This window comes from Blautia sp. JLR.GB0024 (assembly GCF_037000545.1).
Taxonomy (GTDB): domain Bacteria; phylum Bacillota; class Clostridia; order Lachnospirales; family Lachnospiraceae; genus Blautia; species Blautia celeris.
On the sequence record NZ_JBANBF010000003.1, the window covers coordinates 380,285 to 403,421 of the forward strand.

The 23,137-nt window shown below is 51.1% G+C and carries 21 protein-coding genes; 5 read left to right on the forward strand and 16 right to left on the reverse strand.

Annotated elements, in window-relative coordinates; genetic code table 11:
• The first annotated feature begins 93 nt into the window (after window positions 1-93).
• Window positions 94-426 carry a DUF6951 family protein gene (locus V8Q34_RS09900; RefSeq protein ID WP_033142966.1) on the forward strand — a complete coding sequence of 111 codons (333 nt, stop codon included), beginning with the start codon at window positions 94-96 and terminating at the stop codon, window positions 424-426.
• 132 nt (window positions 427-558) lie between these two features.
• On the opposite strand, the gene V8Q34_RS09905 is transcribed toward V8Q34_RS09900, so the two are convergent.
• The 9 genes from V8Q34_RS09905 to V8Q34_RS09945 form a co-directional block, all read right to left on the reverse strand.
• Complete coding sequence (locus V8Q34_RS09905) at window positions 559-1,053, reverse strand: heme-binding protein (protein WP_033142965.1); 495 nt, start codon at window positions 1,051-1,053, stop codon at window positions 559-561.
• Window positions 1,054-1,110: 57 nt separating this feature from the next.
• Window positions 1,111-2,115: a tryptophan--tRNA ligase gene (trpS, locus tag V8Q34_RS09910; protein WP_033142964.1), complete on the reverse strand. Its 1,005-nt coding sequence runs from the start codon at window positions 2,113-2,115 to the stop codon at window positions 1,111-1,113.
• A 70-nt stretch (window positions 2,116-2,185) separates the two neighbouring features.
• Window positions 2,186-2,848 carry a hypothetical protein gene (locus V8Q34_RS09915; protein WP_244806175.1) on the reverse strand — a complete coding sequence of 221 codons (663 nt, stop codon included), beginning with the start codon at window positions 2,846-2,848 and terminating at the stop codon, window positions 2,186-2,188.
• Complete coding sequence (locus V8Q34_RS09920) at window positions 2,841-4,346, reverse strand: DUF1538 domain-containing protein (RefSeq protein ID WP_033142962.1); 1,506 nt, start codon at window positions 4,344-4,346, stop codon at window positions 2,841-2,843. The genes V8Q34_RS09915 and V8Q34_RS09920 overlap by 8 nt, the downstream gene beginning before the upstream one ends.
• Before the next feature lie 264 nt (window positions 4,347-4,610).
• Entirely contained in the window at window positions 4,611-5,837 is a 1,227-nt protein-coding gene (locus V8Q34_RS09925) for an ABC transporter permease (RefSeq protein ID WP_335835344.1), read from the reverse strand.
• Window positions 5,834-7,516: an HlyD family efflux transporter periplasmic adaptor subunit gene (locus V8Q34_RS09930; protein WP_335835345.1), complete on the reverse strand. Its 1,683-nt coding sequence runs from the start codon at window positions 7,514-7,516 to the stop codon at window positions 5,834-5,836. Before V8Q34_RS09930 ends, V8Q34_RS09925 begins: the two co-directional genes overlap by 4 nt.
• 10 nt (window positions 7,517-7,526) lie before the next feature.
• Complete coding sequence (locus V8Q34_RS09935; protein WP_335835346.1) at window positions 7,527-8,363, reverse strand: carbohydrate ABC transporter permease; 837 nt, start codon at window positions 8,361-8,363, stop codon at window positions 7,527-7,529.
• Window positions 8,364-8,370: 7 nt separating this feature from the next.
• Window positions 8,371-9,240, reverse strand: coding sequence for a carbohydrate ABC transporter permease (locus V8Q34_RS09940; protein WP_335835347.1), 870 nt, complete (start codon window positions 9,238-9,240; stop codon window positions 8,371-8,373).
• Window positions 9,241-9,253: 13 nt separating this feature from the next.
• On the reverse strand, window positions 9,254-11,548 hold the full coding sequence (locus V8Q34_RS09945) for an ABC transporter substrate-binding protein (protein WP_335835348.1): 2,295 nt from the start codon (window positions 11,546-11,548) through the stop codon (window positions 9,254-9,256).
• A 156-nt stretch (window positions 11,549-11,704) separates the two neighbouring features.
• Between V8Q34_RS09945 and V8Q34_RS09950 the strand changes: the two genes are divergently transcribed.
• From V8Q34_RS09950 to V8Q34_RS09960, 3 genes are all read left to right on the forward strand, one after another.
• Complete coding sequence (locus V8Q34_RS09950) at window positions 11,705-12,385, forward strand: response regulator transcription factor (protein ID WP_244806180.1); 681 nt, start codon at window positions 11,705-11,707, stop codon at window positions 12,383-12,385.
• Entirely contained in the window at window positions 12,378-13,712 is a 1,335-nt protein-coding gene (locus tag V8Q34_RS09955; protein WP_335835349.1) for a sensor histidine kinase, read from the forward strand. The genes V8Q34_RS09950 and V8Q34_RS09955 overlap by 8 nt, the downstream gene beginning before the upstream one ends.
• A 79-nt stretch (window positions 13,713-13,791) precedes the next feature.
• On the forward strand, window positions 13,792-14,271 hold the full coding sequence (locus V8Q34_RS09960) for an S-ribosylhomocysteine lyase (RefSeq protein ID WP_033142954.1): 480 nt from the start codon (window positions 13,792-13,794) through the stop codon (window positions 14,269-14,271).
• A gap of 111 nt (window positions 14,272-14,382) precedes the next feature.
• Here V8Q34_RS09960 and V8Q34_RS09965 read toward each other — a convergent pair whose 3' ends face one another.
• Window positions 14,383-15,255, reverse strand: a complete 873-nt coding sequence (locus tag V8Q34_RS09965) for a GGDEF domain-containing protein (RefSeq protein WP_103731478.1) — start codon at window positions 15,253-15,255, stop codon at window positions 14,383-14,385.
• Between the two features lie 289 nt (window positions 15,256-15,544).
• On the opposite strand from V8Q34_RS09965, the gene V8Q34_RS09970 reads away from it, so the two are divergent.
• Entirely contained in the window at window positions 15,545-15,865 is a 321-nt protein-coding gene (locus V8Q34_RS09970; RefSeq protein WP_335835350.1) for a helix-turn-helix domain-containing protein, read from the forward strand.
• Window positions 15,866-15,902: 37 nt separating this feature from the next.
• Here the strand turns inward: V8Q34_RS09970 and yqeC are convergent, their stop codons facing one another.
• The 6 genes from yqeC to V8Q34_RS10000 are packed head-to-tail and all read right to left on the reverse strand — an operon-like array spanning window position 15,903 to window position 23,035.
• Window positions 15,903-17,288, reverse strand: coding sequence for a selenium cofactor biosynthesis protein YqeC (gene yqeC, locus V8Q34_RS09975; RefSeq protein ID WP_335835351.1), 1,386 nt, complete (start codon window positions 17,286-17,288; stop codon window positions 15,903-15,905).
• Complete coding sequence (yqeB, locus tag V8Q34_RS09980) at window positions 17,285-18,100, reverse strand: selenium-dependent molybdenum cofactor biosynthesis protein YqeB (protein WP_335835352.1); 816 nt, start codon at window positions 18,098-18,100, stop codon at window positions 17,285-17,287. Before yqeB ends, yqeC begins: the two co-directional genes overlap by 4 nt.
• A gap of 31 nt (window positions 18,101-18,131) precedes the next feature.
• Window positions 18,132-18,746, reverse strand: coding sequence for a sulfurtransferase-like selenium metabolism protein YedF (yedF, locus tag V8Q34_RS09985; RefSeq protein ID WP_335835353.1), 615 nt, complete (start codon window positions 18,744-18,746; stop codon window positions 18,132-18,134).
• Between the two features lie 54 nt (window positions 18,747-18,800).
• Window positions 18,801-20,180 carry a dihydropyrimidinase gene (hydA, locus tag V8Q34_RS09990; RefSeq protein ID WP_148392194.1) on the reverse strand — a complete coding sequence of 460 codons (1,380 nt, stop codon included), beginning with the start codon at window positions 20,178-20,180 and terminating at the stop codon, window positions 18,801-18,803.
• Window positions 20,181-20,186: 6 nt separating this feature from the next.
• Window positions 20,187-22,757: a selenium-dependent xanthine dehydrogenase gene (xdh, locus tag V8Q34_RS09995; RefSeq protein WP_335835354.1), complete on the reverse strand. Its 2,571-nt coding sequence runs from the start codon at window positions 22,755-22,757 to the stop codon at window positions 20,187-20,189.
• Between the two features lie 41 nt (window positions 22,758-22,798).
• The gene (locus V8Q34_RS10000; protein WP_033142948.1) at window positions 22,799-23,035 is read right to left on the reverse strand and encodes a DUF3343 domain-containing protein; all 237 of its coding nucleotides are present in this window, start codon (window positions 23,033-23,035) and stop codon (window positions 22,799-22,801) included.
• Between the last annotated feature and the right edge of the window lie 102 nt (window positions 23,036-23,137).

The following is a 23,137-nucleotide window of genomic DNA, read 5'->3' on the forward strand; positions in this document are numbered from 1 at the left end:
ATTATAAACTATATCATGTATTTATAACGGTAAACTGTTCTTCCGTCAAAAGCCTGAACAGTCTCACCGGCATCTATCAAGGGAGGAATTCAAATGACTAAAGTTAAGATTGAACCGGGAATCTGTAAATTTTCCACTCTCGTCACTGCCACTGCATCAGAGGATGAAGAGACGGAAGTCACCATCAAAGTCGCAAGCGGCTGTCCCAGCGTGAAGAAAATGATGGAAGAACTGGGAAGTACCTTTGATGCCTACGAAGTCTGTCTTGTAAAACCAGGATCCGGACCCTTCTTCGAGTATGCCAACAAAAACTTTCCGGTACACTCGGGATGCCCGATCATTGCGGGAATCACCAAATGCATTGAGGCTGAGGCCAATCTTGCATTGAAGGCAGATGCCTCCATCAAGTTCCTGGACAACGAATAAAAGGAAATCTCCTGGCGCCAATGGATACCAAATAGGATACCGCACATAGATATCCTATGGCGCACAAAAGCCGGGCGGAACACAATATTCCGCCCGGCTTTTACACGATAACAGCCTGTTGCCGCTGTCACTTTACAGCATTCTGATTCTCGGCACCTCATCAATATGAAGATATCTTCCCAGAGTCTTCACAATGATATCATGATTGATATAGTGGTTCTGGTTGGTCACCATAACAGCACCCACAACACCCACTTCCTCCACGCGTACCGGGAAGCCTCCGCCCATGCAGGAAAATTCTTTTGGGTCCAGAGCAATGTCAACCATGGTCTCCTCGCTTTTCTGCAGTTCAGTGTACACCAGAAGACTGCTCTTCTCCAGTGTGCGGACCGTGTTGAACGTTCTGTCCATCCAGCGGTCATTGTTCAGATTGGTTGTATTCCCCGCGTATTTGAATACTGTGTATCCGTTATTTCTGCGGATGGATACAGCACAGTCCAGACCTCTTCGTCTGCTCTCTGCCACAAGCATCAGCCCCAATTCCCATGCGTCCTCGTTGGTAAAATGTGAAAACTGGAGTATCTCCTCCTGCATACTGAGTACGGTGATCACTTCATCCATTGTCATATACATTCCCTCCTGTACAATTTTCAATTATATGCCGCCGTGTGTCCCCGGCGCGGCTTAACGGATCCTATCCGGAAATCCCACTTTTCTCTGTACCTTGCGCAGGGTTTTATTGGCAAAGTAGCTGGCTTTCTCAGCATTTTCCTTGATAATGGAATCAATGTATGACTTATCTTTTTCCAGTCTTGCAACCTCATCCTGCAGAGGTTTCAGAACACTTACCACGGCCTCACCCACAGCCATTTTCAAGTCACCGTATCCTTTTCCTTCAAACTCGCGCAGCGCTTCATCGGTGGTCTTTTCTGTACATGCGCAGTAGATATCCAGCAGGTTTTTCAGCCCCGGCTGCTCATCCCTGTAGGCGATACATGCCTCAGAATCTGTCACGGCACGTTTGCATTTGCGCATGATGGTGTCCGGGTCATCCATGAGGTAGATGCTTCCGTTTGGATTCTCATCTGACTTGGACATCTTCTTGGACGGCTCCTGAAGGCTCATGATCTTGGCCCCCACTTTGCCGATATATGCCTCCGGAACTGTGAACACATCCCCGTAAATGTTGTTAAATCGGATGGCAATGTCACGTGTCAATTCCAGATGCTGCATCTGGTCAATTCCCACCGGAACCACATCTGCCTGATACAGCAGGATATCAGCCGCCATCAGTACCGGGTAGGTGAAAAGTCCTGCGTTGATATTGTCCGCATGTTTGGCGGATTTGTCCTTAAACTGTGTCATACGGCTCAGCTCACCCATATAGGTAAAGCAGTTTAAGATCCATGAAAGCTCTGCATGTCCTGATACATGGGACTGGTAATAAATACAGTTTTTCTTCGGGTCCAATCCTGCCGCAATATATAAAGTCAGAAGCGCACGGGCTCTCTTGCGAAGAGTAGCCGGGTCCTGGCGCACTGTGATGGAATGCATGTCCACTACACTGTAAAAGCACTCATATTCATCACTCAATGTCACCCAGTTTTTCAGCGCTCCCAGATAATTTCCAAGTGTCAGGTTTCCGGTTGCCTGCATACCGCTGAATAATACTTTTTTATCGTTAATCATTTTAATGTCCTCCAGAAATTTACTACGATAAATTGTATCATTCTGCCCGTACAAAGTCAAATCTTTATAATCAAATCCCTATAAAATGGTCCACTGGGAGGGAGAATATCAGTCCTTTTGCCTCTGTCTTCAGACCGCATGCTGTGTTGACAGCCTGCATGATCCTGGTATACGCGTCAATACCGGACAAAATCATGACCACATCCTTCTCTCCCTGCAGTCTTATCCCCAGAAAGGAAGAGGCATCCTCATCGTGCAGGGAACGGGCATGAAATACCGTACCCCCTGTGGCATCCGCCGCTTTTGCGGCAACCATCACCTGATCCTGAAAGCCGTGGTCCACCACTGCAACCACCAGTTCATATTTTCTTTCCGCCTGCTCCATATACTCCTCCTTTTCCGCGCCCCGGAACAAAACTTTCTGCTGGAATAATGTACTGATACCGCTCAATGGAATTGTGAACATAATACCATGTCCAGGTTTCTTGATATTGATTTTCGCGGCTATTTCATTCATGATATCACGTTCCATACAGGCCGGCAGGAAGCAGAACAGCAATTCCTTGTCTGTCTCCCCGATTCCCAGATAATCCAGAAGCTCACTTCCCGCAGTTCCAAGCGCCAGTGTCCCGCATGTAAAGCAGATCTGACGGCTTCTGCAGATATCAGCTACCAGCCTGCCCTTTCCACGGTTAACAATAGCGACCAAACATTTTACTTTTTGTTTACTCATCTGAAACCTCCTCAAAGGCAAGAATCCCATCCTCTTCCTGAGCTGAAGATACTGCCCTTTTCTTTCTCCTCATCATCAATCCCAGAATTTGAATGGTAACAAGCGGTGTCATGGCAACCATTGCCACGATTCCAAAGGCATCCATCATCACATCCCCGCCCAGGCTTTCACACGCCCCCATTGCCAGAGGCAGCAGAAAGGTTGCCGTCATGGGCCCGCTGGCCACTCCGCCGGAATCAAAGGCGATGCCGGTAAACACCTTCGGCACAAAAAAGCTCAGCAGCAGAGCAGTGAAATAGCCCGGAATAAGAAAATACATGATGCTGATTCCCGTCAGCACACGAAGCATGGCGATTCCCAGTGAAATCCCCACACCCACAGAGAGGGAATAGAGCATCCCCTTAGAGGAAATAGCACCGGATGACACCTCCTCCACCTGGCGGTTCAGCACATGTACCGCAGGCTCTGCCTTTACAATGTAAAACCCTATAACCATGCCCACAGGCACCAAAACCCAGTTATAGGACAGGGCCGCCAGCTCGGAACCGATAAAATATCCCGCCGGCATAAATCCCACATTGACACCGCACAAAAACAGGATCAGCCCCATATAAGTATACAGAGTTCCCACCAGTATTTTAATGACCGATTTCTTTTTAAAGTACCTGGTTATCATCTGGAAGAAAAAGAAAAAGCAGAGAATGGGAAACAATGCCTTACTCACCTCCCTGACATACCGGGGCATCTCTGCCAGGAATGTCTTAGCCACGTCCTTTGTGGTCTCAACATGCACCATCTGAAAAGGCGTATAGGAAGCCCCTTTAGGGTGATACAGAATTCCCAAAAGCAGAACAGCAAGAATAGGACCTATACTGCCCAGAGCAACCAGACCAAAACTGTCCTCCTCTGCGTGGCTGTTCCTCATATGAGCCATGCCGATCCCCAGCGCCATGATGAACGGAACGGTAATAGGTCCGGTGGTAACGCCCCCGCTGTCAAAAGCCACTGCCATAAAGCTGTCCATAGAAAAAAATGCCAGGATAAAGACAACTATGTAAAAGAAGATCAGCATATACTTCAAATCCACGCCAAAGGTAATACGTATCCATGAAAACATCAGAAAGAGTCCCACACCGCAGGCCACAGTCCAGATAAGTATCTGATCCGGTATGCCGGGAACCTGATGTGCCAGAACAGTCAGGTCAGGCTCTGCAATGGTAACTATAAATCCGATTGCAAAGGTAACAAGAAACATAACCAGCTTTTTCTTTGATGACACAAGAGCATTACCAATACCGTCCCCCATAGGCATCATGGACATATCCGCTCCCAGTGAAAAAAATCCCATACCCACCACAAGCAGAACCGCCCCCAGCACAAACAGCAGAATGGTCCCTATGGGCATGGGCGTGATCGTGATACTTAACAAAAATACAATGCAGGTGATAGGCAGTACAGAGGATAATGCCTCATTGATCTTCTCTTTTAATTTTGTCATCCATTCACCTCTTTTCTAATAAATATTATGCGCGTGCGGCTCTCTGTGACTTTACGCAGATGCATTCATTTCATACTTAATTTCAGGGTTTCATTGATTCAGATAAGATGAATAGCAAAAGAATGTTAAGAATATAAGAAAAACAGAATTTATAGATAAAGTTTAGCATAAATACTTTCTCATTTCAATTGTTTATTTCAATGAAGTAAAAAAGCGGGTTACAATTCAGTCTTTCTGCTTCACAGCGGCAAAAGGATGCTGCCCTCAAAAGGCATGCATCCTGTCCGCCGCGTACCCGCCGGTCAGCCAGAAGCATGCCCAGAACCAGACACGTTTCTCCCCCGCCAGGTAAAGGCCGCTGTCCCCCAAAAAGCAGATGACCCCCAGCAGTAAGATCCAGGACAATAATATCCCCGCCAAAACTTCCGCTGTACCTGCATTTTTTTCCCATCTGTACCCCACAGCATATAGCAGCCAGGCCATAACACAGTATTTCAGGCAGGAAAAGAACGGGCGGAGTACAAGCAGATCCAGACTTGTCTTTTTCGTCTGAAGCAGCAGTTCCAGATTATTCTGTATCTGCTGTATGGTCTGTCTCCAAAAGTTAAAATCCGACCATTTTGTAGGCATCATATCCCTGGTCACTCCAAGAGAGGGCCGAAAAAGCCAGTAAAACAGAACTGCCATAAGAACGGGTACTGCATACATGCCTGCTGTCCGTATTCTGGTGTTTCTCTGCCTCCCGTCTTTCCCGGCGCGTGTCCGCAGACTGCGGGAATGCATTTTCCGACATGCATCTGCCGTCCTGCCGGCCATTCTCAAAAATATGACCAGAGGAAGAAGAAATACCAGAAGCTCTGCGCACACTGCAAAATACCTCCACGGCTGGACTTTTCCCTGTATCCCATGGCGCATCAGAAATGCCTGCACCGGACTTTCCAGGGAATCGCCCTCCGTGTTCGCCTCATACGCTATGGTGTCCAGAACGCTGTCCCCCTCCTTTTCTGCCTGTACGGCGGCAGTCCCCTCCATCCCTCTCAAGATCCCACGGACCGTCAGGGTCCTTCCCCGATAGGAAATCTCTTCCCCCATCACATATTTACTTCCGAAAAGTCTGCAGGCCAAATCCTCGGACAAAAGACAGCCATCCTCATCCTCCTCATACAGAGGTGCCGTGGCCGCAAGAAGCCCCTGTGTATCTCCCAGAACCTCTATGACAGAAGCCTGCTCCATTCTGTCCAGTTTCTCATTTTCCAGAACCTCCTCTCCCCGCTCTCCCCAAAATATACAGGAATCGGGGAACTCCTGCTCTGACTCCTCCTGCCGGATGGAATCCGCCTCCGCCGGGGACCAGGTACCCTTCGTCTTTCTTACTGAAACCCCTTCGCTGTATTTTTCTGTACCGGCTGCAGCGGCTTTTGCCAAAAAACAGCATAAAAGCAGCAGCCCTAAAATCCCAAGTCTGCAGACAGCCTTCCTTCCCCCTCTCATGGTTCCCGCAGGCGCACTCTGCTGCCCGCATCTATGGTCCTGTCAGATTCTGTGATCACCCGGTCATCCGGCAGAAGACTGCCGCTTTCCAGGGCAGCATAGGAACTGTTTTTGTCCTTCACCGCCACATCCTTTCTCACGGCTGTCAGCTCTGTTCCCAGGACCGTCTTTTTTTCCTCCGCCACCAGAACATAATATTTTGAATTTTCCACATGCAGAGCCTCCACGGGAATACAGTTATCCTGTACCTTTGTTCTGCGCATACAGGTCATGGTGGCTGCCGTGCCAATCTCCATGGAATCTGCGGGGAGCAGAACCGTCACATTGAGTTTTGTCTTGTCCTCCGCATCCGGTGTAATGCTCTCCACCTCCAGATTTTCTATGTCCTTTTTACTGCCCTCCGCGGACAGCTTAACAGGATCTTTTCTGGCTATATATTTTTCCAGACTCTTGTCGATCTGCGCCACAAACCTGCATCCGGAGCTTACATCCGCCAGTGTCATAAGCGCCGTATCCGGTGTATTGTCACCTGCCCCCACTCTCACTTCCGTCACAACCCCCTTCACCGGTGACAGAATCTGCCCCTGATCCTCTTTCAGCTTCTCCAGCTTCTCAAGACTCTTTTTCTTAGCGTCCAGATCCAGCGCATTGACCTTCTCCGTACTGTCACTGCCATCCGAAGCCTCCGCATCCTCCAGCGCTCTCTGGGCCTGTGTCTGGCTGTCCTCTTTTGCCTTTTCCGCCTCCTGGCAGGCCTGTTTTTTCGCCTCGATGTCAGCCAGAAGCTGCTCTTCCCGGGCTTTGGCACTCTGTTCCCCGGCAGTCTGCCCCAGACTTTCGGCCTCTGCAAGGGCACTTCGTGCCTCCTCAAGAGCCTGCTTTGCTGCCTCCGCGTCCTCTCTTGCCGCTGCAAGCTCCCGGGCATTCTCCTCTTCTATGCGTGTCCTGATCTCTTCTTTCTGTGCCTCAGTCAGAGAACCGTTTTCTTCCTCCGCGGCGCCAATCTCTTTTAAGATCTCTTCCTCAATTTTCTCCCACAGGGCGTCTGCTTTGGCTTCAAGGACGGAGAGTGCCTCCTCCCTCTCCTTACACAGCTCCTGCAGAGTGGAAACCGTCAGCTCCTCACCGCCGCTCTCTTCCTGCCCGGCCTGATAAAATTCCTCCAGCTCTGCCTCCGCCCGGGCAAGCGCTGCCTGTGCCTGGGCCACGCGGTTTCCGCCTTCCGTCTCGGCCCTGTCGTAATCCTCTCTGGCCCTCTGGGCCTGTACGGATTTTTTCTGCTGTTCGGATTGCTTCCTGCTTCCGAGATCCCGGTTGTTCAGCTCCAGCTTCTTTATCTCCGTATTCAGATTCTCAATCTGTTCCTCAATATCTGCCATCCTAAGCTGCATGAGAAGCTCCCCTTCTTCCACCTGGCTGCCCTGTGCCGCATACAGCGTCTCCACCATGATATTTGGCTCTGTGCTTATGGCCTTCTCCAGATTCTCTTTTACCGTCCCCTCACCCACCACAGAGTGCTCAATCGCCTTTGAGGACATATTCTCCACATCCACCTGCGCTATGGTCACACTGTCGGCAGCTCTTGATATGACCGTAAATACCATCATCATGACCAGAAAAACGGCAAGCATAAAAAATGCTTTTTGTCTCAGGCTTTTTCTCCCTTTTCCTCGTATCATCTCTCCACCTCTATTCCTTCACTGCCGCTGCCACGATCCCCTGTTCCAGATAATCCTGTCCGCCCAAAAAAATGAAAAAAGCCGGCAGAAGAACCACCACGGAAGCCGCAAACGCTGCCGGCGCTTCCAAAAGCCCGATATCCGGCAGATACAGGGAAAGGGGCCATAATTCTTTATTTTTCAAAAATGTAAGGGGCTGTTCAATGAGATTCCAGCACTCCAGAAATCCCAGTACCATGGCGGAACAGATACCCCCGGATCCCAGGGGAAGCCCCAGATGCAGGAATATCTTCCACTCTCCTGCCCCGTCTATTCTTGCAGATTCCACCACAGCCTCCGGTATGCCCGTAAAGAACCGGTACATGATAAACACCGGAAATGTGGAGAACGCCCCCGGAAGGATCACTGCCCAGAGGGTATCCATAAGCCCCATCTGATCCAGCACCAGATAATTGGAGAGCATGGTCACCTGGAAGGGCATCATCATCAGTGTCACATACACGGTGAACACTGCTCTCTTAAACGGAAATTCAAATCTGGCAAATCCCCATGCCGCAGGCACACCTGCCAGGAGCTGCCCCAAAAGGATTCCCGCTGTAATACGAACGGAATTCCAGAACATTATAAAATATCCGGGAGAATCCAGCAAAAGCTCCGCATATGCCCGCAGGGTGGGATACATGGGAAAGAGACGAAATGCCGCGTACCCGCCCCCTTTTGCCAGAACCGGCGCCAGATATCCGGCCAGCTCCTGCTTTCCCATCAGGGAACCTGCCGCAAGAAACAACACCGGATACGCTGCCAGCAGTGCAAAGAATCCCAGAATAACCAAAATAACTTTCTTCATTCCTCCATCAACCCTCTCTCCCCCAGGCTCTCTGCAGAAGCAGGATAAGTATCAGAACAGCCAGAAACGTAAGCACTGCCCCGGCTGCCATCTTATCAAGCGAAAGCTCCCTGAACCAGTTGTTAAACACATGCTGCAGCAGATACATACTGTCATGGGGATAATCCCCGGCCACCAGATATGCCTCCCGGAACACCTTGAAGGAATTCAGGAAAGAGAGCACCGTGATGGTATAGAATACAGGCAGAAGATTCGGCAGTGTGATCCTGAAAAAGCAGCCCAGACTGCCGGCACCATCCACCCTTGCCGCCTCATACAGATTGTCCGGTATAGCAGCCAGACCTGCGCTCCACAGTATAATGTCATACCCCATATTCTTCCACAGATAACTGACAACCAGCACCCAGAACGCTGCGCTGCTGTTCATCCAGTCCATTGACGGCAGGTGCACCATACTGCAGAAGGCACTCAAAAACCCCTGGCTGTGAAATAAAAACTTCCATAAAAGTACTATGGACGCCACCGGGACCGCCATGGGAATCAGATAAAAGTTTTTCAAAAGCTTCCCCCTTTTCCCTGCGCCTGTGAGCAGCACCGCGATTCCCAGGGAGAGAAGCAGCAGAACCGGAATACAGATAAACGCAAACCGCATGGTATTCTTCACTGCCAGCAGAAAGGCTGAATTGTGAAACAGCTCCAGATAATTGCCGATTCCTTTAAACTCCATCCCCATGGCATCCAGAAAGGACCGCCTGATCACATCCGCAAAGGGTATCAGGACAAACAGCGCCACACCGCCGAGGCTTGGCAGCAGAAAGACTGCTGCCGCCCTGTTCTTTTTCCTTATTCCCGCTTTCTTTCTGCCGTGACGCCTCATTGCCTTCTCCCCTTTACTCAGCCAGATAGAGATTGACCTTCTGTATGATATTGCTGCATGCCTCGTCCAGGCCCAGGCCTTCATTCAGGTATTTTTCCCCCTGCTCTTTGACCGCGTTCCATATGGTATCATCCGTGGAAGCCGGTACCTCCGCCTGTTCAAGAAGCGCTTTCAGCCCGTCCAGTTCTTCTTCGCCGGGCCATCCTAAGTTTACGGATGACATACTGCCTGAACTGTCAGACATCGTGATGGACGCACCTCCTGCTGCGTCATCCCCTCCGCCGCCGTAGGTGGTTTTCGCAAATTCCATTGCCTTCTCATACCCCTTCTGATTGATGGGGAAGGCTGCGTTTAAGGTGCCCTGTACCTCCACGCCCAGCAGGGCTTTCAGGAAATCGAAGGCAAGCTCTTTCTCCTTGCTCTTGCTGCTGATTCCCACACTCTGGTAGGGAAGAAATACACTTTTACCCTCTGATTTCAGTTCTGTGTAGTCCAGACCACAGGCTTCATTTACCCCCAGGATCTCCACAAGCTGTGACACGGAGCCAATCCACCCCGCGCCCGCCTTGGACTGCTGGGAGAGCAGCACCATAGACTGCAGGCGCAGTCCGTCCAGGTTTGACGCGACCCCTTCTGCTGCACTGAAGTACCCTATGGTATTTTCCTGTTCTTCCTGGGTGATGGGTTCCCCATATAGTTTTTTCATGTTTTCCAGAAAAGCTTTCAGCGCCTCTTCATTCAGAGTGCCGTCCTCATTTCTCATAGCCGCGTTCTCCAGGTTGTAGAATATCTCCAGAAAATCAGAGGAATCTGTGGGAATCATAATGCGCCCTGTATGGGGATTTTCTTCCCTTATCTCTGCGATCTGCTCTGCCAGTGTGTTCATGCTTTCGGCTGCATTTACAACGGCTTCGTCACCCTGGACAACAGGGAGTAAGAAGCCCAGCGGCACTGCGTAGATCTTGTCATCCTTCTCAAAGGTCCTCATAATATTTTCAAACAATCCGTCTTCCCGGCCGACTGCTTCCACAGTGTCTGTAATATCCTCCAGAAGCCCCTTCTGAATATAATTCTCCACAGGCATGCCGTCCAGGATCAGGATATCCGGTCCCTTTCCTGCCATGATATCGGTATTCAGGGTGCGCAGGGCATCGGAAGCGGTGACGGAATCCTCGCCGCTCATACCAATCTCCAGGTCCACATACACATCCGGATTCTGCTTCTGGTATACGGAGATTGCCTGTCTCAGCACAGAGCAGTCTTCCAGAGAATACACCTTGATCTCCTTTTCCGGCACAGAAGACGTGTCAGCGGAGTAAGAATAGCGGTAAATCTTGTACTCCGCGTCTACGGAGCAGGCCACAAGGAAGCTGTCATCATCCATAACAGCCAGGGAAATGAGCATGGTCTTTGGATTTCCGATGGATGTCAGGCTTCCGTTCACTGCCTGCTCTACCACCGTGCCGCCCAAAATGTGCCGGTAAATGCCGCTCCCTGCACAGTAGAACAGCTTATCTTCCTCTTTCCCATACCCAAAGACCACGCTGTTTCTCAACTTTTTCTGTTCGGTCTCCATCTCTTTTAAAAGCTCATCAGAAAGCGCCTGATCTGTCTCCGCGGATTCCCCGGTGTTCATATCATAGGCTTTCAGCCCCTTGTCTGTGAGCAGCAGCAGCGTATCTTCTGTATTGGTAACCTGCTGGATTGTCTCACCCGGCTGGATGTTCTGCTCCACATGTCCGCTTTCCGGGTCGATCACGCACACCGTTCCGTATGTATATGTGGCGATCAGCTTTCCGCTGTCAGAAAATGCGATCCCGGTGATAACTTTCATGTCATCTGTCTTTTCCCCATCAAGGTTCAGGGCTTTCAGGGATTCCCCCTTCTTTGCATACAGAAGGGAAAAGCTCTGGGATACCATTACCTCAGACGCCTCAGGCATGGCAGATACGGCTATATCTCCCTCTTTACTGATGCAGGCCCAGTCTATGTAAGCACAGTCGGCAAGTCCCAGTCCTCCCGGCAGCGTATCCTCCTCCCAGCTTTTGCCCAAATCCGCTGACTTCCACAGACAGCGCTCACCCGTCTCCTTATCCTCTGTCAAAAGTGACAGGCTGTTGTCATTCAGTCTCTCCATTGCCAGGACCCTGCCTGTATTTCCCGGAAGGGATACCTCCTCCTCCAGATAACGGCCCATGGCGCCTTTCCCGCTCTCATCCTCTGTTTGTTTTCCGCACCCTGCAAGCCCTGCCACGGCAATGGCAAGAGCTGCTGTCAGACAGACTGCTTTTTTGATATATCGGTTCATGTTTCTCCTCCTGTCTTTCATTTGCGTTTATCTTATCATTCCATTCTCTAAACATTCTCTAAGATTCCCTCTAATTTTTCTTTCATTTTTAGAGATAACTTAAAGATTCCTGTGTTATACTTCTAAATAAAATGAAAGACCGGAGGATATTTTTTCATGAGAATATTGATAATAGAAGACGACCGCAAGCTCTGTGACTCCCTGAAATTCCAGTTGGAAAAGGAGGGGATACTGACGGATCTGTGTTACGACGGGGAAGATGGCCTGGATTATATCAGGCAGCGCACCCATGATCTGGTCCTTCTGGACCGAATGCTCCCCTCTATGGACGGCCTTACTGTCCTGGAAAAAATACGCGCGGAGGGTATTTCCACTCCTGTCATCCTTGTCACCGCACTGGGAGAACTCTCCGATAAGATCACAGGACTCAACCGGGGGGCAGATGATTATCTGGTAAAACCCTATGATTTCCAGGAACTTCTGGCGCGCATCCGCTGTATTGCCCGCCGTCCGGTCAACCTGGAGCTGTCCGATGAGATCACCTTTGGGGATGTGACATACCGCCCTGCTCCAAAACAGCTCCTCTGCGGTTCCAAGGTTCTGGTACTGTCAAAACGTGAGGGCGCGCTTCTTGAGTTTCTGCTCCGTAATCCGGGACAGACGCTTCCCAGGCTCACCATCCTGTCCCGCGTCTGGGGCCCCAACGCGGAGGTGGAGGAGGGCAATCTGGATAACTATATCCACTTTATCCGCCGCCGTCTCCGGACAGTCGGAAGCGCACTCACTCTGCGCACAGTCCGGGGCATCGGCTACTGCCTGGAGGTAACCCATGAATAAAAAAGAAGACCGTCCCCCCCATCCCCTGCTGTTCCGCAAAATGCGGATACGCCTCACCCTTCTCTGCCTTGCGGTCACAGGCGTTATTCTGGCTGCCGCCACCTGTCTGTGTCTCTATTTCTCCGAGTCAGGCATTGCGAAAAACGGCAGCACTTCCTTTACCAACAGCCTGAATTCCATGCTCACCCAGTTGGAAAGCCAGAACACCATTACCCTTCAGTGGATCGCCGGTATCGAGAAGAACCACAATACCATTCTCTCCCTGTTCGACAACGGCCAGCCCCTCTTTTACCAGGAGCTGCGCAGAACCCGGGAGGAAAAGGATGTCATATCCCTTGCAAAAGAAACCGCCTCCCGGGACTACGGGCTGGATCTGGATGCCGCGAATGCCTCCTCCCTTTTGTCCAAACATGTGGAATTCCGGTTAAAACCAAAGGGCGGGCAGGAGTATTACGCCTCCGTCATACTGCTTCCCAGGACAAACGGCCATTTAAGCGCTGTCATCCTGCAGTCTCTGGAGGCACAGAAAACCCAGATTTATGGACAACGCCTTGTCTTTCTGGGGGCAGACAGCGCTGCGCTTCTCCTCCTCGCCGTCTTTTTCTGGTTCTTCACAGGAAGGACCCTGGCTCCTCTGGAAGAAAACCGCAGACAGCAGGCACAGTTCATAGCCTCTGCCTCCCATGAACTCCGCTCCCCCCTGGCAGTTATACTCTCCTGCCTGACTGCCTCCCAGAAAGCTGCACCTGAGGAGGCCGCCCGCTTTACAGAGACTATCCAGCTTGAGGGAAAGCGTATGTCACGCCTGATTGATGACATGCTGCAGCTTGCCGGTGCGGATGCCTGCTCCTGGAATCTGGAGCCGGCTCCGGTACCGCCCGACACCCTGCTCCTGGAGACATATGAAAAATATGAGTATCTTGCCAGAGAAAAGGGACTCTGCCTAAGTATCCGTCTGCCTGAGGAGGAATGCCCGCCTGTTCTCTGCGACGAAGAACGGATCTCCCAGGTACTCTCCATCCTCATGGACAATGCCCTCAGTTACACACCTGCGTTCGGCCATATCACCCTTACACTGTCCTTTACTGCCAATCATGTCTCCCTGTCTGTTGCCGATGACGGCCCCGGTATTCCGGACTCGTTTAAAAAGCAGGTGTTCCAGCGTTTTTTCCGCCAGGACAAGGCCCACACCAGCAAAGAACATTTCGGACTTGGCTTAAGCATTGCCAGGGAGATCATAAAGATTCACAGAGGACGGCTGATCCTGTCCGATACACCGGGCGGAGGGGCCACCTTTACCATTATTTTAAGGACAGCACCATCCTGATTCTGCTTGCATCCTGCCGGCATACGGATTATAATTATTTTACCGGAAAAAGAATGAGATAAGTAAAAGGAGAAAACAAATGGAAAAAATCGCAAGCTTTACCATTGACCATATAAAACTGCAGCCGGGCATCTATGTTTCCCGGAAAGATTACGTGGGACAGGAAGTCATCACCACCTTTGACATCCGCATGACCTCCCCCAATGAGGAGCCTGTCATGAACACAGCGGAAGTCCACACGATCGAACACCTGGCCGCCACCTTCCTGAGAAATCACGGGGAATTCGGAAGCAAGATCATCTATTTCGGTCCTATGGGCTGCCGCACAGGTTTTTATCTGCTGTTGGCAGGAGATTATGAGTCTTCTGATATTGTGGAGCTTTTAAAAGAAATGTTTGCATTTATCCGCGATTTTAAAGATGAGGTTCCCGGAGCGTCCCCAAAAGACTGCGGCAATTATCTGGATATGAATCTGGGTATGGCCAATTATCTGGCGAAAAAATATCTGGATGAGGTGCTGGACCATATCGGCCCTGACCGTCTTGTATATCCCAATTAAATAAGAGTCCGCATCGGACTCCACATTCTAACCCTTCCGGCCACGGTGTCTCACCTGACCGGAAGGGCTGCTGTTTTCACTGCGTACCCAGCAGCACGCTTCGCGATGTTTTCAAAACTCCCCCATCTCGTCACAGTAAAAGCAGTAGCTGTCCTTACCGGATTCCTTAGCCTTATAGAGGGCCACATCTGCATATTTTCCTATGGAATTCTTATCCCCTGTGCGGTGCTTTGGATAAAAAGCCACCCCCACGGACAAGGAAAGCTGCATTCCCCCGTACTCTTCCTTCTTTACATGCGCCAGAATCTCTTTCAGAATGGGTTCCAGTTGTTCTTCCCTGTCCATCCCCGGCAGAAACATGCAGAATTCATCGCCTCCGTATCTGGCGGTGATGGTTCCTTCCGGAACAGATTCCGTGAGTATTTTGGCTATCTTCATCAGAGCGATATCCCCATAAGCATGGCCTCTTGTGTCATTGATCCGTTTAAAATCATCCACATCCATCAGGCAGTACGCGCCGCATTTTCCTCCCTGCATAAAATAGGAAAACACTGCCCGCTCAAACGCCTGGCGGTTCAGCAGATTTGTCATGGCATCATGAGACGCCTGATGCTGCATCTCCAGTTCATGCATTTTTTTATCGTGGATATCCAGAATCGCTCCCACCGCGCCGCCTGCCCCGTGTGGCAGCATGAGGCTCATGGTAAACCAGCGGTATTCCCGGTTTCCTTCCGGCCTGAGGCGGAAATCACATGTGATATTCTCTCTCTTATTTACGGAAGCGCTTCTGAGCGCCTCGATATTAAAATTCTGGTAGAGGTCTATCTTCTCCTCTTCATAGACATTATCCAGAATAAACTGTTCCAGGAATTTCTCGTAATCGTACAGGATTCCCGCTTTCAGCTTTACCGACAGGGAGCCTGTATGAAAAAATAATATCTGGTTATTCTTTATGTCCACCTCAAAAATCACGGTATAGACCAATCCTGTCACCACCTTTCAAATCAACATATCTCGTAACTGCTCTTATGCACGGCCGGCGCATGTGTTGTGCCGGCCTGTCCGGACAATCACCGAATATCTATTATAATACAACAATATAACACTATTGTAAACAACAATTGTTGGCTTATAATTTTATACCCATTGGGGCATAATATAGTGCATATACTGGTATATGAATGATCCGAACAGTGTCATAAATGGCATGTGCCATATTTACCATATTTTATGCAATGCTGTATATGTATCTCATAGAAAAGGGAGGTTTCTTATGAACATTGGTGAAAATCTGGCCCGGCTGCGCAAAGATAAACAGATAAGTGTCTATAAGCTCTCTCAATTAAGCGATGTCTCCATTAACTATATCAGGAGAGTGGAAAAGGGCGAGAGTGTACCCAGCATAGAAATTCTAACCGCACTGCTGTCTCCCCTTGGAATGCGTCTCTCGGAATTTTTCAATGAGGAATCTGAAAAACCCAATATTCTTTACCCCTCACCCTGTGAAGCGGAACTGGTTCGTCTCTATCGCCAGTTAAACAAAGAACAGGCAGGGGTACTTCTCAATCTGGCAAAGCTTCTCGCACAAAAATGAGCAGAAAGTATGCTGTGCACACTTTCTGCCCATAATCTCATTCTGCATTTCCTTTTATTCTTCTGTCTTCCAATGACTGTCTGCTGTCATAGTCATGGAGCTGCAGTTCTTCGCCCACATCACAGAGAAATACTTCCTCCGGATGCCTTTTCAGCACTTTCTTCCCTCCTGTATCTCCCTTTAGACCCATCAGCTCCGGTACATAACTCTCATGAAAAATAACCGGATTTCCCGTCGTGTCTCCGCTTGCAAGACATCCGATCTTCTTTCCGCTCCTTAAAAATCCATCCAGAAAACGGTTCACGGTATCTGCCCTCAGATGGGGCTGGTCAGCCACAAAAAAGCAGTAAAAATGTTCCTCTGTCCCGTCAGTTTTGTCCGCCTCCCTGCTTTTTTTAATGCCCAGCTTCAAAGAGGAGGAAATACCCTCCGCACTCTCCCTGTTTTCCGCGGGACAAAATCCGTATTCTCCGGCTGTCTCCAGAATCCGGGCATACTGACTCACCACGCAGACAGAGGCAATATCCCTTCTGACCGCCTTCAGTGTCCTGAAGATTTCCATGGGATACTGATACATGGGCCTGCCATCCAGTTCAAAGAGCAGTTTATTCTCCCCAAACCGCCTAGAAAAGCCTGCGGCCAGAAGGATCAGATGGATTCTCCCATTGGCCCGCACAGGGTCAGAAGGCCTTCCAAACACAGGTACACTGGTATTTTTCTGCAGTTCCTCCACAGCCGCCGCGTCCTCTGTCTGGTTCAGCAGGATCATCTGCGCCGCATCCGGAAACTGCCTTTTCAGGGGCTGTACATATCCCGCCTCCAAAAGCCGCCCGGCAAGTCCCGGTGTCAGTATCCGTTCTGCCAAAGAACCGTCCCTGCTGTCTTCTGCCGGACCTCTGTTTTCTGTCTCCAAGAGCAGTTTTTCTGCCTCCTCCATTCGGAAGCAGACCCGGCAAAGAGGCCTGCCCATTGCAGGCATACCCGCCAGGATCATAATATGCGTTGTCTCCTTTCTGATCACCGGTTCATGGGAGGCCGGAACTTTAAAGGGATGGCGCTTTGAGCCGTCCGCCTCTATGACAGCCGCGTCAAAATAAGGCAGCACTGCGCCAAAAACCTCCTCCGGCAGTGCCCGCATCTTCATGCCTCCCGGGCCGGACGTGCCGGCTGTCACGATGGGGGATCTCTCCAGAGCTGCCGCTATCTCTTCCGGAGATTGGTCAATGGCGCCGTTTCTCCCCAAAAAGTTCGGATGCTCCATATGGGTGGTGGTAGTGACCAGAACCTTTTTCCCTTCTCCTGCCAGTTCCTCCGCCAACAGATAGGCGCAGGTGGTCTTCCCCCCTGCGCCCACAAGGGAGATCACCGGTTTTTCCGGCCATCTCCCTGTACTTTTCAACATATCCAACAGCATTTTCTTCATTTCAATACACCCTTTTCAAAGGCACTGACCAGTTCCAGTACACTGCCCGCAATACATCTGGCTTTATCTGAGATCAGGGCACAGTGCGCCCCGGATTCCTCCCTGGGATCCACATCCGCGGACTTGAAATGCTCTGTCACCCGGTAGCCGTCCGGCAGTATACCCCGGAGCACACCGGAGATCACGGTTCTCTGCGGATAACGCTGTCCATCCGAAGTCTCCACATATCCTACCGGGGTTCCTGCCTCCACCCAGTCACCGATGGATGCCTCTGCCCAAAATACACCGGCCCGGTCCGAGTGGATCACCCTCTCTTTTCCGCAGCCGCCGATCATTCCCGGAACCCCTGTATTTGGTATGGCAAAGCCCTTATTCAGTATTCTGCCCAGATAATGCCCCCGCTTTGTCTCAACCACATAATCCACATCACGCCCGGCCTCAAATCCCGGCCCAAGGGCAATGGTCAGTTCTGCCATATCCCTTGTGGTACCCAGATTCCGTTTTGCCAGAATCCCATCCACAAGAACCTCCGGCCGCAATGTATCAAGAGAGCTGCACGCAGGGTCCACCAAAAGGACAGGGGCCAGAGGCGCCGCCAAAGCGAGAGCCGCCTCAGCACTCTCCACCCTTCTGCACACCATACCCTCCACTTCTGTCTCCCCGTCATAAACAGCCTGGGAAAAAGCCACCAGCCTGCGGATCGCGGATGGCCTGTCAGTCTCCAGAATGACGACAGGATATCCGCTTCTGCTGAGACGATGAATGGTCCCTGTTGCCAGATCGCCTCCTCCTCTTACTACAATTGGTCTCATAATCCGTTCTCCTAACCAGTCTTATGCTGCTCTATGGACGTATGATCTTACCGGCATCTGCCTGTTTTTCCACAATCTCATACATATTAGTCACTCTGCCCACTGCCAGTTTTTCCGTGATTCCGTAATGGTTCAGACAGGTTCCGCAGGTGAGGATCTCCACGCCTTCCCCGTCCAGCTTTCTCAAATCTTCCAGAGACTCAGAATCCTCACAGGACAGATAGGCACCGCCATTGTATAACAGTACCGTTTTCGGAAGTTTCAGAAGCTGTGTCAGGGCATAGATAAATCCTTTCATCAGTATTTTTCCCAGAACCCCATCCCCGTTTCCCATCTCTCTCGAGGAGATGACCACAACGGTATTGTCCGCGGCGGGAATCGAACAGGTCACCGGGATTTCTGTCTGCGTCTTATTTTCATTTTCTCCGGTCACGGTTATTCTCACGCTGTATTCTTTTTCCCCCAGCTTTTCGGAGGCATATTCCGCACCTTGTGATGCCGCCAGTTTTCGCAGATTTTCCACTGCCATCTCATTGTCCACTGTGATGAGGACTACATCATTCCGGCCGCAGGCGTCCATGGCCTTTTTTGCTAATATCACCGGCTTCGGGCAGGCAAGTCCTTTTGCGTCTATTCTCTGTTCCATATGTCACCCTTTCGTAACCGTTCAGATACCTGAGCTGTTACGCCTTTTTCTATTTTACTGAGGCGCCGTATACTTCTGTCTGGGCACATATCTGCCCGCTTTTTTCACCTGTACGGTACCTTCGTCTACTACAAGAGTACCATGCAAATAAACTTTGTCAATACATCCTTTTATTTTTGTTCCCTCAAAGGGGGCATAATCCATGGCATAGTGCTGGGTATCTGCGGAGATCACAGCTTCCTTTTCCGGGTCCAGTATGACCAGATCCGCTGTGCTTCCCGCGGCGATGCATCCCTTCTGCGGGTACATGCCATAGAGTTTAGCCGGGTTTTCAGACAGAACGCGGCACATCTGTTCCGGGGATATCCTTCCTTCCCTCACCCCGTATGTGTAGAGTAAAGTTCCCCTTGTCTCCACACCCGGCATGCCGTTTGGTATCTTTGTAAAGTCCTCTTTTCCCATGGCCTTCTGCCCGGTGGTAAAACTGCAGTGGTCTGTGGATACGGTCTGGATACGGTCCTCCTTTAATGCTTTCCAGAGGCATTCCTGATCCTTTTTCTTTCGGAGGGGCGGAGAGATGACGTATTTTGCCGCCTCCGCGCCGCCCTGCACATAGAGGCTGTCATCCATGAGCAGATACTGGGGACAGGTCTCCGCGTACACTTCCTGCCCGCCGGCTCTGGCCTGCTCGATCTCCCGGTACGCCTCCTCACAGGTGAGATGCACCACAATAATGGGTGTTCCCGCAGTCCGCGCTGTCACAAGCAGGCGGTGCACAGCCTCAGCTTCAAGCTGGGCAGGGCGCACCCTGGGATGTGTGTCGGCATCCAGCCTGCCCTGTGATCTCGCTTCCCGGATCAGAGCGTCAATGATATCCGCATTCTCACAGTGCACTCCGGCGATTCCGCCCATATCGTGCAGCCGTTTCAGGACCTCGTAGATCTCACCGTCATTCAGCTTCATGGCAGGATATGTCATATACAGCTTAAAGGTCGTTACCCCCGCCTCGATCATATCCTTTATCTGGGCCGATGTCTCCTCATTCCAGTCAGAAATAGCCATGTGGAATCCGTAATCACAGGAAGATCTTCCGTCTGCCTTTTTATGCCAGTTTGCAAGGGCCTCCCGCAGCGTCTCCCCCTTATTCTGTGTGGCAAAGTCAACGATGGTGGTGGTCCCTCCGGCTATGGCGGCAAGGGTTCCGCTTTCAAAATCATCCGCCGTTACGGTGCCGGACACCTCCAGGTCAAAATGGGTATGAGCGTCTATGAATCCCGGAAACACCAGCTTTCCTTCCAGATCCACCACTTCATCCGCTTCCTCAGGAGATATCTCCGTATCCACCCTGCAGATAATCTCCCCGTCAAGAAGGATATCTTTTTTTCCGCTTTCCTGTCCGCTTACAACCGTTCCGTTCTGTAAAAGCAGCTTCATATGACCTCACCCTTTCTTCTTTTCTTTCCTGTAAAATGTATTCTCCAGGGGCAGTTTTCTCCGCTCCACCCCATCCAGTCTGTAATAGGCATGGGCACATGCAGGAGCCGTGGGAACAGTGGAGATCTCTCCCACCCCCTTCGCCCCGTATGCCTCTGTGAGCACCTCCGGGGAGGTGACAAGAATGGTTTTGATATCCGGCGCGGCGGTTGCCCTGAAAAGCCCCAGCTTTCCGTAGCTCAGCACAGGCCTTCCGTCCACCATGGGGAAATCCTCCGTAAAAGCATAACCGAGTCCCATGACTACGCCGCCTTCCACCTGTCCCTCACAGGACTGTACATTGATCACAGTGCCCACATCGTGTGCTGCCACAACCTCTGTCACTTTTCCGCTCTCATCCAGAATCACCACCTGGGTCGCATATCCATACGCTATGTGGCTGACAGGATGCTCTTTCGGTGAACCCATGGCATCCGTCTCACCTGTATATTCTGCATAGAACTCCTCTCCCTCCAGCGCTTCCAGGGAACCCTTATCCTGCAGGGCATCCTTTAATTGAAGCGCAGCTCTCCGGGTGGCCTCCCCGGTAAAAAGAGTCTGGCGGGATGCTGTGCTGGTGCCGGAATCCGGAGTGTCAATGGTGTTTGCCTTTTTATGTGTCACCTGGTCTGCTTTCAGTCCTGTGGTCTCGCAGACGATCTGGATCGCCACTGTGCCGACACCTTGGCCCATACAGGCAGCGGAGGTGAGCACCTGGACTTTTCCGTCCCGTATCCTCAGGTTACAGCGCCCCACATCGGGGTTCCCCACACCGATTCCGCTGTTCTTCATACAGGAGGCGATTCCCGCATAGGGATGGGAATCATAGACTTCCTTTACCGTCTCCAGGGTCTGCGCCAGGGCACAGTCCGGTGTGGCGATCTGTCCGTTGGGAAGCGTCTGTCCCGGACGGATGGCATTTCTGTAACGGATCTCCCAAGGGGTAATGCCAACCTGCTCTGCCAGCAGGTCCAGATTGAACTCTGTGGCAAAGCAGCTCTGGGTCACGCCAAACCCCCGGTATGCGCCTGCAGGAATGTTGTTGGTGTATACACCATATCCGATGATCTCCACATCCTGATAATTATAAGGTCCTGCTGCATGGGTACAGGCGCGCTCCAGTACCGGGCTTCCCAAAGAAGCGTAAGCTCCCGTATCCGCATAGAGCACTGCTTTCATACCGGTCAGATACCCGTTTTCATCGCAGGCAGTGGTGAAGTCCATTTCCATGGCATGACGCTTCACATGGCACATCAGGCTCTCCGCCCTTGAAAAACGTACTTTCACCGGCCGCTTTAAGAGCCAGGCACAGAGGGCTGCGTGATGCTGCACGCTCATATCCTCCTTGCCGCCGAAGCCGCCGCCTACCAGCATGGATTCCACAACCACCTTCTCCTGGGGAATCTGCAGGATCCCGGATATCTCCCTCTGTTCATCATACACAGACTGTCCTGAGGTGTACAGATGCACACCGTCCTCTCCTTCAGGGAAAGCAATAGCACATTCCGGTTCCATGAACGCGTGGTCTGTAAAAGGAAGACTGTAGTGGCGTGTCACAACATATTTGGAATTTTTGATGGCAGTGTCCGCATCCCCGCGGATACACTGTTTCTTTGCCAGCAGATTGCCTTCCTCATGCACCCTGGGTGCATCTTCCTCCAGAGCCTTTCTGGGATCTGTCACCGGCTGCAGTTCCTCCGCATCCAGTTCTATGAGGCTTAACACTTCATCCAGATTTTCCTTATGGTTCACAACGGCAAGCGCCAGGGCATCCCCCACGTATCTTGTGATCCCGCCTACGGGGATCATCACATCCCAGTCCTTCTTAATATGACCGCAGATATTTTCCGGCACATCCTCTGCCGTATAGACAGCCACACAGTCCGGATGGGCCAGCGCTTTTTCTATATGAATGCCGTTGATCCTGCACCTGGGGTATGGGGAACGGAGAGCCTTTGCATAGGCCATATCCGGAAGTACGATGTCATCCACATATTTTCCCGTGCCCCGGACCTTTTCCTCTGCATCCACACGCTTGAATCTGCGGGTTATGCCGCCATCTTCCTCTGCCCCAGGTACTTCACGTTTTTCCCGGAAAAAATCTGCTGCCATGAGAATGGCATCCTCTATCTTCTTATATCCTGTACAGCGGCAGATATTGCCGTGGATGGCCTTTTTCACATCTTGTCTTGAGGGGTTTAAGTTCACATCCAGCAGAGACTTGGCGGAGATGATCATGCCCGGTATACAGAAACCACACTGTACAGCTCCTGCTTCCGCAAAGCAGTGCACATACACCTTCATCTCCTCTTCCGGGATTCCCTCCACAGTCGTCACATGCCTGCCGTCCACCTTGGAAAGCTTGACCACACAGGCTTTCATCTTCTTCCCGTCCACCAGCACGGTACAGGTTCCGCAGGCACCCTCGCTGCATCCTTCCTTGACCGCGGTAAGGCCCAACTCATCCCTTAGATAATCCAGAAGCCTGCCCTCCTTCTCGGTTCTGCACTCTTTTCCATTTACATAGAACGTATACATAAAAACCTCCCATCCGGAACCTCCCATATGGTTCCCATTTCCTACACCAATACTTCGTAAACACCCTCATACAGGAGACCCTGCTCCTGCATCATTTTCTCCGTTCTTTCTCTTTCCTGAACCTCTGTGCACCAGGACAGGCCGCATCCGGCTGACACTGCTCTCGGCAGAGGGATCAGCCTTCCGGGAAGCCCCTGTTCCCTGCACATTTTCTCCATTGCCATAGCCCTGGTTGTGGTTCCGAACGTGACCACCAGCTTCAGTGTTCTCTCTCTCATAATTCTGCCTTCCTTTCGCTGCATACGCTGGCTTTGATAGTCTAACTATAACACCTGCAGACCCTTATTACAAGGGATTCGGGACACTTTTTAAAAAATATT